The organism is Pseudomonas sp. AOB-7, from assembly GCF_003696305.1.
GTDB lineage: Bacteria > Pseudomonadota > Gammaproteobacteria > Pseudomonadales > Pseudomonadaceae > Aquipseudomonas.
The window spans coordinates 174,740-190,530 of record NZ_RFFK01000003.1; the positions used below are offsets into that span (position 1 = coordinate 174,740).

General features: G+C 66.8%; 13 protein-coding genes. All 13 read right to left on the minus strand.

The window, feature by feature from the left end:
- Positions 1-27 precede the first annotated feature (27 nt).
- Positions 28-732 (minus strand): GntR family transcriptional regulator, encoded by a 705-nt coding sequence (locus EA796_RS07435; RefSeq protein ID WP_021442655.1) that lies wholly within the window; start codon positions 730-732, stop codon positions 28-30.
- 8 nt (positions 733-740) lie between these two features.
- On the minus strand, positions 741-2,540 hold the full coding sequence (gene atzF, locus EA796_RS07440) for an allophanate hydrolase (RefSeq protein ID WP_178082540.1): 1,800 nt from the start codon (positions 2,538-2,540) through the stop codon (positions 741-743).
- A 215-nt stretch (positions 2,541-2,755) separates the two neighbouring features.
- A complete protein-coding gene (locus EA796_RS07445; protein WP_021442653.1) occupies positions 2,756-3,352 on the minus strand; it encodes a MarC family protein in 597 nt (198 codons plus the stop codon).
- 37 nt (positions 3,353-3,389) lie between these two features.
- The gene (locus EA796_RS07450) at positions 3,390-6,176 is read right to left on the minus strand and encodes a hybrid sensor histidine kinase/response regulator (RefSeq protein WP_122108166.1); all 2,787 of its coding nucleotides are present in this window, start codon (positions 6,174-6,176) and stop codon (positions 3,390-3,392) included.
- Positions 6,177-6,382: 206 nt separating this feature from the next.
- The gene (purD, locus tag EA796_RS07455) at positions 6,383-7,672 is read right to left on the minus strand and encodes a phosphoribosylamine--glycine ligase (protein ID WP_122108167.1); all 1,290 of its coding nucleotides are present in this window, start codon (positions 7,670-7,672) and stop codon (positions 6,383-6,385) included.
- Positions 7,673-7,871: 199 nt separating this feature from the next.
- Entirely contained in the window at positions 7,872-9,479 is a 1,608-nt protein-coding gene (purH, locus tag EA796_RS07460; protein WP_122108168.1) for a bifunctional phosphoribosylaminoimidazolecarboxamide formyltransferase/IMP cyclohydrolase, read from the minus strand.
- A 70-nt stretch (positions 9,480-9,549) separates the two neighbouring features.
- Positions 9,550-9,870: a DNA-binding transcriptional regulator Fis gene (fis, locus tag EA796_RS07465; protein ID WP_031302786.1), complete on the minus strand. Its 321-nt coding sequence runs from the start codon at positions 9,868-9,870 to the stop codon at positions 9,550-9,552.
- Positions 9,867-10,865, minus strand: coding sequence for a tRNA dihydrouridine synthase DusB (gene dusB, locus EA796_RS07470; RefSeq protein WP_122108169.1), 999 nt, complete (start codon positions 10,863-10,865; stop codon positions 9,867-9,869). Before dusB ends, fis begins: the two co-directional genes overlap by 4 nt.
- Before the next feature lie 231 nt (positions 10,866-11,096).
- Positions 11,097-12,356, minus strand: a complete 1,260-nt coding sequence (locus EA796_RS07475) for a DUF3426 domain-containing protein (RefSeq protein ID WP_122108170.1) — start codon at positions 12,354-12,356, stop codon at positions 11,097-11,099.
- A gap of 50 nt (positions 12,357-12,406) precedes the next feature.
- Positions 12,407-13,285 (minus strand): 50S ribosomal protein L11 methyltransferase, encoded by an 879-nt coding sequence (prmA, locus tag EA796_RS07480; protein ID WP_021442646.1) that lies wholly within the window; start codon positions 13,283-13,285, stop codon positions 12,407-12,409.
- Positions 13,286-13,426: 141 nt separating this feature from the next.
- On the minus strand, positions 13,427-14,782 hold the full coding sequence (gene accC, locus EA796_RS07485; RefSeq protein ID WP_122108171.1) for an acetyl-CoA carboxylase biotin carboxylase subunit: 1,356 nt from the start codon (positions 14,780-14,782) through the stop codon (positions 13,427-13,429).
- Between the two features lie 17 nt (positions 14,783-14,799).
- Positions 14,800-15,258 carry an acetyl-CoA carboxylase biotin carboxyl carrier protein gene (accB, locus tag EA796_RS07490; RefSeq protein WP_122108172.1) on the minus strand — a complete coding sequence of 153 codons (459 nt, stop codon included), beginning with the start codon at positions 15,256-15,258 and terminating at the stop codon, positions 14,800-14,802.
- 22 nt (positions 15,259-15,280) lie between these two features.
- Positions 15,281-15,730: a type II 3-dehydroquinate dehydratase gene (aroQ, locus tag EA796_RS07495; RefSeq protein WP_021445594.1), complete on the minus strand. Its 450-nt coding sequence runs from the start codon at positions 15,728-15,730 to the stop codon at positions 15,281-15,283.
- Positions 15,731-15,791: the final 61 nt, after the last annotated feature.

The following is a 15,791-nucleotide window of genomic DNA, read 5'->3' on the forward strand; positions in this document are numbered from 1 at the left end:
GGTCATGCAGTGAAGGTCATGGCTCGGCTATTCCGGCATCGGCTGCACGCGCTGGCGAGCGCCGTACAGCTTGTGCAGGGTGATGCTGTGCACCTCTGCCTGGCTGACCTCTATATGGCTCTTGAGCAATTGCTGTGCCTCTTCTAGGCGCCGAGTCAGGATCGCTTCGAGAATTTGCCCGTGTTCGGCGTAGGTCAGCTCGATGCGCTGCGCCTGGGTGAAATCCAGGCGCCTTAGAATGCGGATCTTCTCGCTGACCTCGCGGTGCACGCGGGCCATCTCGCGGTTGCCGGCGGCCTCCAGCAATTGGCAATGGAAGGCCTCGTCGAGGCGTGAAACGGCGGCGCCGTCCTGCAATTGCGCCTCTTTACGCACCAACCAGGTGCGCTCGAGCGCCTGCAGTGCGGCGGGCTGTTCGTCGTTGGGGCGCAGGCACAGCCGGCGTACGGCCTCGAGTTCGAGGACGACGCGCAGCTCGTAGAGTTCGTCGAAGTGGGCGAAGTCCAGCGGGCGTACCTGCCAGCCGCTGCGAAAGTGCACCTCGAGAAAACCCTCGCGTTGCAGGCGATGCAGGGCCTGGCGCACCGGCGTGCGGCTGGCGGCGACGCGCTCGGCCACCTCGCCCTCGGAGAAGCGGTCGCCGGGCATCAGGCGGAACTCGAAGATGTCGTCCTTGAGCTGGGCGTAGATGCGCTCGGCCAGACTCTGCGGGCGTGAAACGGCGCGCGACATGCTTGTGCTCAGGCCTGGGTGCTGGCGATAAAGGCGCGCCAGCCGCCAAAGCTGGTGATATCGCGGGCTCCTGCGAGCGCATACGGCTCGCAGATAAAGCCCTTGACCCAGCGGCCGTCGGCCAGCTGCAGGTTGCCGATGCCCAGCGGCGGCGGGATCTCGGCGACGAACTCGCCGAAGCGCGCCTGCGGCACGTCCCACAGCTCGACGATGATCTCGGCGCCGTCCTCGGCGACCCGCGCCAGGCCCGGCTTGGGCGGCACGCTGCCGGGCAGGGCAAAGAGGCGGTAGCTGGCGGCGCTGCTGGTCTGCTCCACCAGCACGGCGTCGCGGCTGGTGAGCTGGAAGTTCAGCGGCATGCCGGTCAGGTGCGCGCCGACCACGGCGACGCGGATGCAACCCGGCGCCGGTTTGTCGCTTGGTTTTGGCGCCGGCAGCGGCTTGCCGGTGGCGCCCAGCGGCAGATTGAGTGCCTGCTGCCAGCGCTGGCCGAAGGCGGCCAGCGCCTGGTCGTGCCAGGCCGGGGCGATCAGGGTGATGCCGGCCGGCAGGCCGTCGGCGCGCAGACCCGCCGGTACGGCCAGGGCGGATAGGTCGGCGAGGTTGGTGAAGTTGGTGTAGGTGCCGAACTGGCTGTTGTACAGCACCGGCTCGACGTCCATCTCGGCCAGGCTGCGAATGGTCGGCGAGGTGGGCACCACCAGGGCGTCGAAACCGGCCAAGGCCTCGTTGATGCGGCGGCTCAGCTCGGCGCGGATGTATTCGGCCTTGTAGGCGTCGCAGGCGCTGTAGTTGTGGCCGCCCGCGACTATGCCGCGCACCACCGGGTTGATATGCGCCGGGTCGACGCCTTCCATCGCCACCGTGCGCTCGGCGACCCAGGAACCCTGGTAGAGCTGCTCGGCCAGTTGCCGGAAGGGAGCGAAGTCGATCTCCACCAGCTCGGCGCCCAGTTCGCGCAGCTTGCCCAGCGCAGCTTCGTAGACGGCCTGGTTCTGCGCGTCGCCGAAGAACTCGGGGTTGGCCGGCACGGCCAGGCGTGGCTGGGCCGGCATGCCGACCTTGGCGCTGGTAGGGTTCTGGCGGCTGTAGGGATCGGCGGCGTCATAGCCGCCGGCGATAGTGGCCACGGTCAGCGCATCGGCCACGGTCAGGGCGAATACCGAGATGCAGTCCAGGGTCTTGCAGGCCGGCACCAGGCCGGTATTGGGCAGCCAGCCCTTGGTCGGCTTGAGCCCGACGATATTGTTGAAGCCGGCCGGCACGCGGCCGGAGCCGGCGGTGTCGGTGCCCAGAGCGAAGGGCACCAGGCCGCGCGCGATCACGCTGGCCGAGCCGGAGCTGGAGCCGCCGCTGACGTAAGCCGGGTTGAAGCTATTGGGCACCGCGCCATAGGGCGAGCGGGTGCCGACCAGGCCGGTGGCGAACTGGTCGAGGTTGGTCTTGCCGATCAGGATGGCGCCGGCGGCGCGCAGGCGCGCCACCACTGTGGCGTCCGCCTCGGCGCTATAGGCGAACTCGGGGCAGGCGGCGGTGGTGGGCCAGCCGGCGGCGTCGATATTGTCCTTGATGGCGAAGGGCACGCCGTACAGCGGCAGCTTGCTCGGGTCGCCGGCTGCACCGTCCAGTGCGCTGGCCAGGGCATCGAGCTGGGCATCGAGCTGAGCCTCGCTGGCCAGGGCGATCCAGGCGCTGTCGCCGGCGCGCAGTTCGCGGCGCAGGGCGTGCAGCAGCTCAAAGGGGGATTGGCCGTCGCGGTAGGCCTGTTGCCAGTCGGTGAGGGTGAAGGCGAGCGGGGCGTCGGACATGCGCTGAGATTCCATCTTGTATCCAAGTTGGGATCAGCAGAGCAATGTCAGTGCCATTTCTTTTAAAGCTTTTAATTTCAGTCGCTTAGTGAGTTTTTAGGGCGCGTGAGGCTCTGCCAGGTGAGCGGCATGCACCGAGCCAGAGCGTTGTTGCAAGCATATGGTGCAGAAGAGAGCGGCGTAGCCCGGATGAAATCCGGGGCAGGCTCTGCGGATTACGGCACCAGGTAGTTCTTCACCCCGGTAAAGATGATCTGCGCCGCCAGGGCGCAGACGAACAGGCCCATCAGGCGGCTGACGATCTGCAGGCCCTGGTCGCCGAGCAGGCGCTCGAACTGGTTGGACAGGTACAGCACCACGCCGACGGTGAGGCTGGCGAAGAAGATCGCCACCACCGCCACCAGCTTGTCGTCCCAGTGCGGCTGGCTGGCGCCCATCAGCAGCAGGGCGCCGATGGTGCCGGGGCCGACGGTCAGCGGAATGGTCAGCGGCACTATGGTCACGTCCTGCTGCACGTTGTCGCTCTGCACCGCCGGCTTGCCCTGGGCCATGCCCAGCGCGGAGATGAACAGCACGCTGCCTGCGCCGATGCGGAAGGCGTCGATGGTGATGCCGAACAGGGTGAAGATGTGCCTGCCGAACAGGTACAGCAGCACGCTGGCGATCAGCGTGGCCAGCGCCACTTTCCAGGCCAGGCGCTTGCGCTCCCTGAGGGTGTAGCCGCGGCTCAGGCCGATAAAGCACGACAGCACGAAGAAGGGGCTGTAGAGCACCAACATCTTCAGGTACAGGCTGAACAACTCGGAGGCCATGGCGGCAGGCTCGCAGAAAACTGGGGGAAGGAGACGATCAGTTTGGCAGTGCGTCACGCTGGCGGCGCAGTTCGCGTTCGGCGATCCAGTGTTCGATCAGCTCGCGCAGTTGCGACAGCTCCACCGGCTTGGACATGTGGCCGTCCATGCCCACGGCGCGGGCGCGTTCCTTGTGTTCGCTGAGGATGTGCGCGGTGAGCGCCACCACCGGGGTGCGCGGGCGATGTTCCGCGGCCTCCCAGGCGCGCAGCTGTTCGGTGGCGGAAAAACCGTCGAGCACCGGCATCTCGCAGTCCATCAGCACCAGGTCGTAGTGCTGCGCCTTCATCGCGCTGAGGGCTTCCTCGCCATTGCTGGCAGTGTCCGGCTGCAGGTTGAGCTTGCCGAGCATGCCGCGGATCACCTTGGTGGAGATGCTGTTGTCCTCGGCCACCAGGATGCGGAAGTCGCCGGGCACCTCGAGCGGCGTGCTGACCGGCGTCGGCGCGGCCTGCACCTGGCTGTCGTTGGGGCGCTGGGCCAGCTCGTCGGCCAGGGTGGTCTTGAGCGTATAGCCGGCCACCGGCTTGGCCAGGATGCGCTTGATCCCGGCGTTGCGCGCGATCACCTTGCTCGGCGCGTTGCTGATGCCGGTGAGCATGATGATCAGGATGTCGTGGTTGAGGCTGGGGTCTTCCTTGATCTTGGCCGCCAGCTGCATGCCGGTCATGCCGGGCATGTCCTGATCGAGCAGCACCGCGTCGAAGTATTCGCGCATATGCGCCTTGGTGCGCAGCAGGGCCAGGGCCTCCTTGCCCGACGGCACGGCGCTGACCTGCAGGCCCCAGGCGTTGCACTGCTGCACCAGCACCTTGCGGCAGGTGTCGTTGTCGTCCACTACCAGCAGGCGCGCGCCCTGCAGCGGGCTGTCCAGGTCGGCTTCGGGCTGCTGCAGGCGGGCGGCGTCCAGCGGCAGGGTCAGCCACAGGGTCGAGCCCTGGTTGCCGCTGCCCTGGATGCCGAACTCGCCGCCCATCAGGCGCACCAGCTGACGGGCGATGATCAGGCCCAGGCGCCCGCCGAGGCGGGTGGCGGCGAGGAAGTCCTTGCTGTGCAGCTCGGCGTTGAGCAGGGCGTCGCGCTCCTCGGCCAGCAGCGGGCGGCCGCTGTCCTGCACGGCGATGCGCAGGCGGTGCTGGCCGTCGCTGCTGTCCAGCGCGGCGACCAGCAGGATCTCGCCCTCGTCGGTCTGCTTGAAGGCGTTGTCGAGCAGGCTGAGCAGGGCCTGGCGCAGGCGCGTCGGGTCGCCGCTGATCACCCGCGGCACCTGCGGCTGGATGAAACTGATCAGCTCCACCCGTTGCTGCTCGGCCTTGGCGCGGAAGATGTCGAGGCAGTCCTCGATCAGCGCGCCGAGGTCGAACTGCACGTCGTCCAGCTCGATCTGTCCGGATTCCAGCTTGGAAATGTCGAGAATCTCGTTGATCAGGGTGAGCAGCTCGTTGCCCGAACTGTGGATGGTCTGCACGTAGTCGCGTTGCTTGGCCGACAGCGGCGTGCCCAGCAGCAGCTCGGTCATGCCCAGCACGCCGTTCATCGGCGTGCGGATCTCGTGGCTGATCTTGGCCAGGAACTCGGCCTTGGCGCGCAGTTCGGCGCTGCTGGCGGCCAGCGCGGTGCGCTCGTCCAGGGTGTCGCGCTGGATCTGCCGCTGGCGCTCGGTCAGCGACACGCTGAGGATCAGCCCGGCCAGGGTGGCGACGCTGAACACGCCGAGCACCAGCCAGCCGGGGTTGAGCTGGTCGTAACCGAGCAACACCGGAATGAAGAAGCCGAAGCCCAGGTTGAACACCAGCATGCCCACGGCGATCAGCCGCGCCGGCTGGTAACCGGCGCGCCAGTGCAGGGTGCTGACCAGCAGCAGATTGAGGGTGCTCAGCGCCACCAGCAGGTAGACCAGCGAGCTGTACCAGAGCAGCCCGGTGAGGGCGACGGTGACGGCGTAGGCCAGCAGCAGCAGCGCGTTGCCCTGCAGCAGGCGGTTGAGCGGGCTGGCCTGCACCGGCGTGCCGCGGACGAAACTGAGGGCGAAGGCCAGGCCGCTGAAGGCGGCGAACAGCGCCGAGAGGTCGGCGATCAGCGACTGGTTGTGGCTCAGGCTCGGCAGCCACTGGGCGAAGATGCCGAGGTTGGCCGAGGAACATACCGCCAGGCCGATATTCACCCCGGCCAGCCACAGGCTGCTGGCGCTGCGGCTGTAGAAGAAGCGGATCAGGTTGTACAGGGTCAGCAGCAGCAGCGCGCCGAACAGGGCGCCGAACAGGTAGGCGGGCTTTTCCAGGCTGACCAGCTCGGCCTGGTCCATCACCTTGAACCAGGTCATCAGCGGGTGGTTGGAGGTCAGCCGCACATAGGCGACGCGGGCCTGGCCGTCGTTGGGCAGCGGCATCAGGTAGAAACGCGAGGGCAGCGGGCGCGACTCCAGCGGCATGGCCTCGCCGGTGTGCAGGTTCTGCTCCAGCTGGCCGTCGCGCAGCAGGTAGTAGTCGAGGTACTGCACCCGTGGCGAGAACACCCAGAGCCAGGTCGGCTGCTGCTGCGCGGCGAGCTCGACGCGCAACCAGACGGCGTGCTGGCTGGGCGGGAAGGTGAAGGATTGTTTAGTGAGCGGCTTGAACTGCTGGCGCTGGGCGCGCACCTCTTCCAGGCCCAGGCGGGCGCTGGCGTCGATCAGGTAGGACCAGCCCTGCGGGCTTGTCGGAGCGGTGCCGGCGCAGGCTGTCAGGTTGACACCGAGCAGCAGCAAACTGGCGAATAGTCCGATGGCAATCCTGAGCCGGCGCACGGGCAAATCCCTTCTAAATGAGTGGCCGGATTATAGCCAAGCATTTGTTCGGGAGAATATGGCGTAGGCGGGCATTTTTGTGGCCTGCCATCCCTGGCGGCCACCCTGCGGGCCGTCGCAAGCGACGTCAAAAAACGCTCCAGGCGTTTTTTTGTGGCCTGCCGTCCCTGGCGGCCACCGGCCTGCGTCATATGCCCTGGCGGCGATCAGCCTTCGCCACGCTCGCGGGCGATGGCGCGGTAGCCGATGTCGTTGCGGTGGAACATGCCGTTCCAGCGGATCTTCTCGGCCAGGCGGTAGGCCTGCTGCTGGGCCTCGGCCACCGTGCGACCGATGGCGGTGGCGCACAGCACGCGGCCGCCGGCGGTGACGACCCGGCCGTCCTTAAGCGCGGTACCGGCGTGGAACACCTTGCCGTCGAGCTGGGCGGCGTCGTCCAGGCCTTCGATCACATCGCCCTTGGCGTAGTCGCCGGGGTAGCCGCCGGCGGCCAGCACCACGCCCACGGTGGGGCGCGGATCCCAGGTCGCTTCGACCTTGTCCAGCGCCTTGGCCAGCGCGGCCTCGACCAGCAGCACCAGGGAGCTTTCCAGGCGGCACATGATCGGCTGGGTTTCCGGGTCGCCGAAGCGGCAGTTGAACTCGATGACCTTGGGCTTGCCGGCCTTGTCGATCATCAGCCCGGCATAGAGGAAGCCGGTGTAGACGTTGCCTTCGCTGGCCATGCCGCGCACGGTGGGGTAGATCACCTCGTCCATCACCCGCTGGTGCACCTCAGGCGTCACCACCGGCGCCGGCGAGTAGGCGCCCATGCCGCCGGTGTTCGGGCCGGTATCGGCGTCGCCGACGCGCTTGTGGTCCTGGCTGGTGGCCATCGGCAGCACATGCTCGCCGTCGACCATGACGATAAAGGAAGCCTCTTCGCCGTCGAGGAACTCTTCGATCACCACGCGCGAGCCGGCCTCACCGAAGGCGTTGCCGGCGAGCATGTCGCGTACGGCGTCTTCGGCCTCACTCAGGGTCATGGCGACTATCACGCCCTTGCCGGCGGCCAGGCCGTCGGCCTTGATCACGATGGGCGCGCCCTTCTCGCGCAGGTAGGCCAGCGCCGGCTCGATCTCGGTGAAGTTCTGGTAGTCGGCGGTGGGGATCTGGTGGCGGGCCAGGAAATCCTTGGTGAAGGCCTTGGAGCCTTCCAGCTGGGCGGCGGCGGCGGTGGGGCCGAAGATGTCCAGCTTGCGGCTGCGGAACAGGTCGACCACGCCCTTCACCAGCGGTGCCTCGGGCCCGACTATGGTCAGCTGCACGTTCTGCTCGGCGAAATCGGCGAGCTGTTCGATGGCCAGCACGTCGATGGCCACGTTCTCGCACTTGGCTTCCACCGCGGTGCCGGCGTTGCCCGGGGCGACGAAGACCTTCTCGACGCGCGGATCCTGCGCCACTTTCCAGGCCAGGGCGTGTTCGCGACCGCCGCTGCCGATGATCAGTACGTTCATGTCTCTCTCCCAATGGAGGCGGGCCGGTGGCCCGTTTGGTGGATAAGAAAAGCGTTATCCACCCTACGAATTCCGAGGTCGCGATGAAGCCGGTAGATGCTAGGCGCCACGGGTTTCGACAAGCGGAGTTGCCTATTGGCAATGAGCATTGGCGGAACCCGGGGCAACAACGCAGATGCCGGTTTCAGTGCGGCCGATTTCAGTGCCTGAAGTGGCGCATGCCGGTGAACACCATGGCAATGCCGGCCTCGTCGGCGGCAGCGATCACTTCGTTGTCGCGCATCGAACCACCGGGCTGGATCACCGCGGTGATGCCGGCCTTGGCCGCGTTGTCGATGCCGTCGCGGAAGGGGAAGAAGGCGTCCGAGGCCATCACCGCGCCCTGCACCTGCAGGCCGGCGTGCTCGGCCTTGATCGCGGCGATGCGCGCGGAGTTGACGCGGCTCATCTGGCCGGCGCCGACGCCGACGGTCTGGCGGTTCTTGGCGTAGACGATGGCGTTGGACTTGACGAACTTGGCCACTTTCCAGGCGAACACCAGGTCGTGGATCTCCTGCTCGCTCGGCGCGCGCTGGGTGACCACCTTGAGATCGCTGGCGGCGATCATGCCGATATCGCGGCTCTGCACCAGCAGGCCGCCGTTGACGCGCTTGAAGTCCCAGCCCGCGGCACGCTCGGCCGGCCACTGGCCGCACTCGAGCAGACGCACGTTGGCCTTGGCGGCCACCACTTCACGGGCGGCGGCGCTGATGCTCGGGGCGATGATCACTTCGACGAACTGACGCTCGACGATGGCCTTGGCGGTCTCGCCATCCAGCTCGCGGTTAAAGGCGATGATGCCGCCAAACGCGGATTCCGTATCGGTGGCATAGGCCAGGTCGTAGGCCTTGCGGATACCGCCTTCGTTGTCCGGGACCACGGCCACGCCGCAGGGGTTGGCGTGCTTGACGATGACGCAGGCCGGCTTGACGAAGCTCTTCACGCATTCCAGCGCGGCGTCGGTGTCGGCCACGTTGTTGAACGACAATTCCTTGCCCTGCAGCTGGACGGCGGTGGAAACGCTGGCCTCGCCCTTCTTCGCCTCTACGTAGAAGGCCGCGCTCTGGTGCGGGTTCTCGCCGTAGCGCATTTCCTGCGCCTTGATGAACTGGCTGTTGAAGGTGCGCGGGAAGGCGCCACGGCCTTCGGTGGACAGGGTGTCGCGCGACTGGTCGATGGTGCCCAGGTAGTTGGCGATCATGCCGTCGTAGGCGGCAGTGTGCTCGAAGGCCTTGAGCGCCAGGTCAAAACGCTGGGCGTAGGTCAGGCCGCCGGCCTTGAGGGACTCGACGATGCCGGCGTAGTCGCCGGCGTTGACCACGATGGCGACGTCCTTGTGGTTCTTCGCCGCGCTGCGGACCATGGTCGGGCCGCCGATGTCGATGTTCTCGATGGCATCGGCCAGGTCGCAATCAGGCTTGGCCACGGTGGCTTCGAAGGGGTAGAGGTTGACCGCGACCAGGTCGATCGGCTTGATGCCGTGCTCGTCCATCACCGCGCCGTCGAGGGCGCGACGGCCGAGGATGCCGCCGTGGATCTTCGGGTGCAGGGTCTTCACCCGGCCGTCCATCATCTCCGGGAAGCCGGTGTAGTCGGCCACTTCCACTGCGGCTACGCCGTTGTCCTTGAGCAGCTTGTAGGTGCCGCCGGTGGAGAGGATCTCGACACCGAGGGTGGCCAGTTCGCGGGCGAACTCGAGGATGCCGGTCTTGTCGGAGACGCTGATCAGGGCGCGGCGAACGGGGAGGCGGGTGGTCTGGTCGGTCATGGCAAAGTCCATCGGAACAGGAAAACAGTGAAAAAAGGCGGCACTCGGCCGCCCTTTTCCGGGGATTCGCTTACAGCAGGTCGTACTGCTTGAGCTTCTTGCGCAGCGTGCCGCGGTTCAGGCCGAGCAGCTCGGAGGCCTTGGTCTGGTTACCTTTCACGTAATTCATGACGGTTTCCAGCAGCGGCGCTTCCACTTCGGTGAGCACCAGGTTGTACACATCGGTGACGTCCGCGCCCTCGAGATGGGCGAAATAGTTGTGCAGCGCCTTTTCCACGGCGCCACGCAGGGTCTGGCCCTCGTCGCTCGGCGTGCTCAGGTGCTGTTTAAGGCTGGTGTTGTCACTCACGGGTGCGGTTCCACTCACTAAGGTCTCTGTCATCAACGTCATGCGGCCACCTCGTTTCCATCGTTGTGCCGTTCGCGGAAAAACGCGCGAACGTGGGCGCACTGTGCGTCCGTACTGTCCAGACGGTTGAACTGGGCGCGAAACTCCCTGGCGCCCGGCAGGGTTGCGAGATACCAGCCGACATGCTTGCGGGCGATGCGCACGCCCATTTCGTCGCCGTAGAAGGCGTGCAGGGCGTCCAGGTGTTCTAGCAGAATGCGTTCCACCTCGAGCAGGCCGGGCGCCGGCAGGCTTTCGCCGGTGCGCAGATAATGCTCGATCTCACGGAAGATCCACGGCCGGCCCTGCGCGGCACGACCGATCAGCAGGGCATCGGCGCCGGTGGCGTCGAGTACGGCGCGGGCTTTTTGCGGCGAGTCGATGTCGCCGTTGGCGAACACCGGAATCGACACCGCCTGCTTGATCGCGGCGATGGTGTCGTACTCGGCTTCGCCGGTGTAGAGGTCGGCGCGCGTGCGGCCGTGCACGGCCAGCGCGGCGATGCCGGCATCTTCGGCGATCTTCGCCACGGTGACGCCGTTCTTGTTCGCGCGATCCCAGCCGGTGCGGATCTTCAGGGTCACCGGTACGTCCACCGCGCCGACCACCGCGGCGAGAATCTCGCGCACCAGCGGTTCGTCGCGCAGCAGGGCGGAGCCGGCGGCCTTGTTGCAGACCTTCTTGGCCGGGCAGCCCATGTTGATGTCGATGATCTGCGCGCCGAGCTCGACGTTCTTGCGTGCGGCTTCGGCGAGCATCTGCGGGTCGCCGCCGGCGATCTGCACCGAACGCGGCTCGGGGTCGCCGGCGTGCAGCAAACGCAGGCTGGACTTGCGGCTATTCCACAGGCGCACATCGCTGGTGACCATCTCCGACACCACCAGGCCGGCACCGAGACGGCGGCACAGCTGGCGGAACGGGCGATCGGTGACGCCGGCCATGGGGGCCAGGATCAACCGATTGGGCAATGTGTAGGGGCCGATACGTGGGGCCGACATGGGGCGTCCCTGCTTGTTGGTTCGCAGTTGAGACAATGGGGCGATCAACAGCTGTCCTCCACGGTTTCCGCAGGGGGAAACAATGGTGGGCCTGTGCTCGCAAAAGGGTGGGCATGATACCCGCTCTGGATGACCGGATAAAGGCTGTTTTGAACAAATTCTGAACAGCTATGGGCTTATCGCCAAGAGTTCGATAGGCGGCCTGCGGCCAGTTGTCGCGCCGCCTGCAGGCTATTCCGGGGAGTGGAAGCTGAGGCTGTAGTTCACCGCGCGGGTGCCCGGGTCGAGGATGTCCAGGGAGATGTGGATCGGCGTCTGCGGCGGCATTTCGCTCTGCCCGGCGAGCTCGCCGGCGAGGTATTCGCTGGGCTTGAAACTGCGGCTGGCGACCAGCTGGCCACCGAGGTCGGCGAAGCGCATTTCCAGCAGCGGGAAGGGTTGGGCGAAGGGCGCGCGGTTGTAGAGGATGGCGTCGACGATCAGCGCGCCGGAGAACTCCGGGTGGCTGCGCACCACCAGGTTGCTGCTGCGGATCTGGCTGATATCGACCTTCGACGGCAGGCTGCAGCCGATGCTCGGGCAGAGTTGCTCGAACCAGGGCCGGTAGCGATCCTGGCGCGCCAGCTCGTCGAAGTTGTAGGCGGCGTACTGCGCCAGCAGGCCGCCGGCGGCCAGCAGGTTGAGCAGGCTCCAGGCGAACCAGCGGCCCCAGGGGCGCGACTGCGGCTGGCGCCAGTCCAGTTGCAGCGGTTCGTCGTCCAGTTCGAACAGGCGTTCCTCGCGCAGGCCCGGCTCGTTGCGCGCCGCCCTGGGTTCTTCGCGCTCGCTGCGCAGGTCTTCATCCTGTCGCTCTTGCTCGTCCGGTTCGTCATCGAGGCTACCCAGGCGCGGCTCGCTCGGTTCGTCGAGCTCGTCGGCGCTGGGCTGCTGCTCGCGGGGTGTGACGGGGGCGGTGAATTCGCTGGCTGCTTTGGGCTCAGCGGCGGCGGGCTCTGGCTGCTCTTCGGTAGGTTGCAGTGCGAAGCTGTCGCGCTCGCGTTTTACCGGCTCGTCACGCAGCAGGGCTTCGGCCCAGGCCTCGTCGTGCGGCGCGTCGCGGCTCGGCGCTTCGTCGCTGTCGAAGCGTTCGCTGTGGCGCGGGGCGCGTTCCAGGGCGAGGAACTGCTGCGACAGTTGCTGTTCCTGTTCCTCCAGCTTGGCCAGTTCCTCGTCCAGATCGAGGCCATCCAGGTCGAGGTCGTCGTGAATCCACAGGGTGTCGTCGGCGGCCTTGGCCGGTTTGCCGGCGGCCGCTGGCTGTGGTTTGCCGGCCGCTGCCGGCGGGGCGGCCGTGGGCGCAGCGCTGGGCGTGCCGAACAACTGCTGCGCGGCGTTGAACACGTGCAGGCAGGCCCCGCAGCGCACCGCGCCACGGGCGGCAGCCAGCTGCGCCTGGCTGACGCGGAAGCTGGTGCGGCAATGGGGGCACTGGGTGACGTGGCTTTCGCTCATGCGCGGGTCCGATAACTCGAGGCGGTTAGTCTAACGCAATGGTCAGGGGTTCAGCGCTTGACGCCGCTGATGCGCACCCAGCCGTCCTTGACGGCTGTCGGGTCGAGGTCGAAGGCGCCGGCGTAGGCGGCGCGCACTTCCTCGGCCTGCTCGGCGAGGATGCCCGACAGCGCCAGGCGCCCGCCCGGCTTGACCAGCGCGCCGATCTGCGGCGCCAGGGAGACCAGCGGGCCGGCGAGGATATTGGCCACCACCACCTCGGCCGGCTGCTGCGGCAGGTCGGCGGGCAGATACACCGGGAAGCGCGCCGGATCGATGCCGTTGCGCGAGGCGTTGTCGCGCGAGGCCTCCAGCGCCTGCGGGTCGATATCGGTACCGACCGCCTGCGGCGCGCCGAGCAGCAGCGCGGCGATGGCCAGGATGCCGGAGCCGCAGCCGAAATCGAGCACGTTGCAGCCGGCCAGATCCTGGCCGTCCAGCCATTCCAGGCACAGCGCGGTGGTCGGGTGGGTGCCGGTGCCGAAGGCCAGGCCCGGATCGAGCAGCAGGTTGACCGCCTCCGGCTCCGGTGCGGCGTGCCAGCTCGGCACTATCCACAGGCGTTGGCCGAAGCGCATCGGCTGGAAACCGTCCATCCAGCTGCGCTCCCAGTCCTGGTCCTCGATGCGTTCGACATGGTGTTCCGGCAGAGCGCCGCCGCACAGCAGCTGCAGGTGGGCGAGCAGCGCGGTCTCGTCGGTATCGGCCTCGAACAGGGCCAGCAGGTGGGTGTGCGACCACAGCGGGGTGGTGCCCAGGTCCGGCTCGAAGATCGGCTGGTCTTCGGCGTCCATAAAGGTCACCGACACGGCGCCGACCTCGAGCAGGGCGTCCTCGTAGGTCTCCGCCTGCTCCGGGGTGATGGCGAGACGGACTTGTAACCAGGGCATGGGCAACCTCATGAACGATGCGGCGGGGCGTTTGGCCGCGCAGCTTACTTGAACGGATGGGCGGGCTGCCAGTTCGGCCGCCGGCCGGAAACGACAAGGGCCGCCAGATGGCAGCCCTTGTCGGTGCAGCAGACCTAAGTCTCAGTGCTTGTCCATACCCAGTTTCTTTTCCAGGTAGTGGATGTTCACGCCGCCCTTGACGAAGCCCTTGTCGCGGGTCAGGTCGCGGTGCAGCGGCACGTTGGTCTTGATGCCGTCGACCACGATCTCGTCGAGGGCGTTGCGCATGCGCGCCATGGCCTCGTCGCGGTCCTTGCCGAAGGTGATCAGCTTGCCGATCAGCGAGTCGTAGTGCGGCGGCACGCTGTAGCCGCTGTACAGGTGCGAGTCGACGCGCACGCCGTTGCCGCCCGGGGCATGGAAGTGCTTGACCTTGCCGGGGCTGGGCATGAAGTTGTCCGGGTCTTCGGCGTTGATCCGGCACTCGACCGAGTGGCCGAGGATCTTCACGTCTTCCTGCTTGATCGACAGCTTGTTGCCTGCGGCGATGCTGAGCATCTCCTTAACGATGTCGAAGCCGGTGATCATCTCGGTGACCGGGTGCTCGACCTGCACGCGGGTGTTCATCTCGATGAAGTAGAAACGGCCGTCTTCGTAGAGGAACTCGAAGGTGCCGGCACCGCGGTAGCCGATCTCGATGCAGGCGTCGACGCAGCGCTTGAGCACCTCGGCGCGGGCCTTCTCGTCGATGTAGGGGGCCGGGGCCTCCTCGATCACCTTCTGGTGGCGGCGCTGCAGCGAGCAGTCGCGGTCGTACAGGTGGATGGCGTTGCCCTGGCCGTCCGACAGTACCTGCACCTCGACGTGGCGCGGGTTGCCGAGGAATTTTTCCAGGTAGACCATCGGGTTGCCGAACGCCGCGCCGGCTTCGGTGCGGGTCAGCTTGGCCGACTTGATCAGGTCTTCTTCCTTGTGCACCACGCGCATGCCGCGACCACCGCCGCCGCCGGCGGCCTTGATGATCACCGGGTAGCCCACTTCGCGGGCGATGCGCAGGGCTTCCTCCTCGTCTTCCGGCAGCGGGCCGTCGGAGCCGGGCACCACCGGCACGCCGGACTTGATCATGGCGTCCTTGGCCGACACCTTGTCGCCCATCAGGCGGATGGTGTCGGCTTTCGGGCCGATGAAGGCGAAGCCGGAGTTCTCCACCTGTTCGGCGAAGTCGGCGTTCTCGGCGAGGAAGCCGTAGCCCGGGTGGATCGCGGTGGCGCCGGTGACTTCGGCGGCGCTGATGATCGCCGGGATGTTCAGGTAGGACCGTGCGCCGGGCGCCGGACCAATGCAGACGGACTCGTCGGCCAGGCCCAGGTGCATCAATTCACGGTCGGCGGTGGAATGCACGGCCACCGTCTTGATGCCCAGCTCCTTGCAGGCGCGCAGGATGCGCAGGGCAATTTCGCCACGGTTGGCGATCAGGACTTTTTCCAGCTTCTGCATTGCAGGCTCCCCGCGCATCAAACGATGGTGAACAGGGGCTGGTCGTACTCAACCGGCTGGCCGTTTTCCACCAGGATGGACTCGATCACGCCGCTGGCTTCGGCCTCGATGTGGTTCATCATCTTCATGGCTTCGACGATGCACAGGATGTCGCCTTTCTTCACGCTCTGACCGACTTCGACGAAGTTGGCCGAGGTCGGCGAGGCGGCGCGGTAGAAGGTGCCGACCATCGGCGAGCGGGCCACGCTGCCGTTCAGCTTCGGCGCGGCGGCCGGGGCGGCCTCGGCGGCGGGAGCGGCGGCTGCCGGGGCGGCGGCCGGCGCCGGGGCCTGGGCGTAGACCGGTTGCGGCGCGTAGGCCGGCTGCTTGCTGTGGCGGCTGATGCGTACGGACTCTTCGCCCTCTTTGATCTCCAGCTCGTCGATACCGGATTCTTCCAGCAGCTCGATCAGTTTCTTGACTTTACGGATATCCATAGCGATTCAACTCCCGGTGAGGTCAGGGTCGTTTAGTTTCAAGTTGTTCTAGCGCGGCCTCCAGGGCCAGCCGATAACCGCTGGCGCCAAGGCCGCAGATCACCCCCACCGCAACGTCGGAGAAGTAGGAGTGATGGCGGAATGGTTCACGTTTGTGCACGTTGGACAGGTGCACTTCGATGAATGGGATGCTCACCGCCAGCAACGCGTCACGTAATGCGACGCTGGTATGGGTAAAAGCGGCGGGATTGATCAGGATAAAGTCGACACCTTCGCCTTTCGCTGCGTGAATCCGCTCGATCAGCTCGTACTCGGCGTTGCTCTGCAGGTACAGCAGGTGATGGCCGGCGTCGCGGGCACGGCGTTCCAGGTCCTGGTTGATCTCGGCCAGGGTGGTGGCGCCGTATTTGTCGGGCTCGCGGGTGCCCAGCAGGTTGAGGTTGGGGCCGTGCAGCACCAGTAGGGTGGCCATGGTCGCGTTCCTTGTTGTTCGAGCTGCGCAGGACTATGCCGCAGCTGGCCCGATGTCAGCA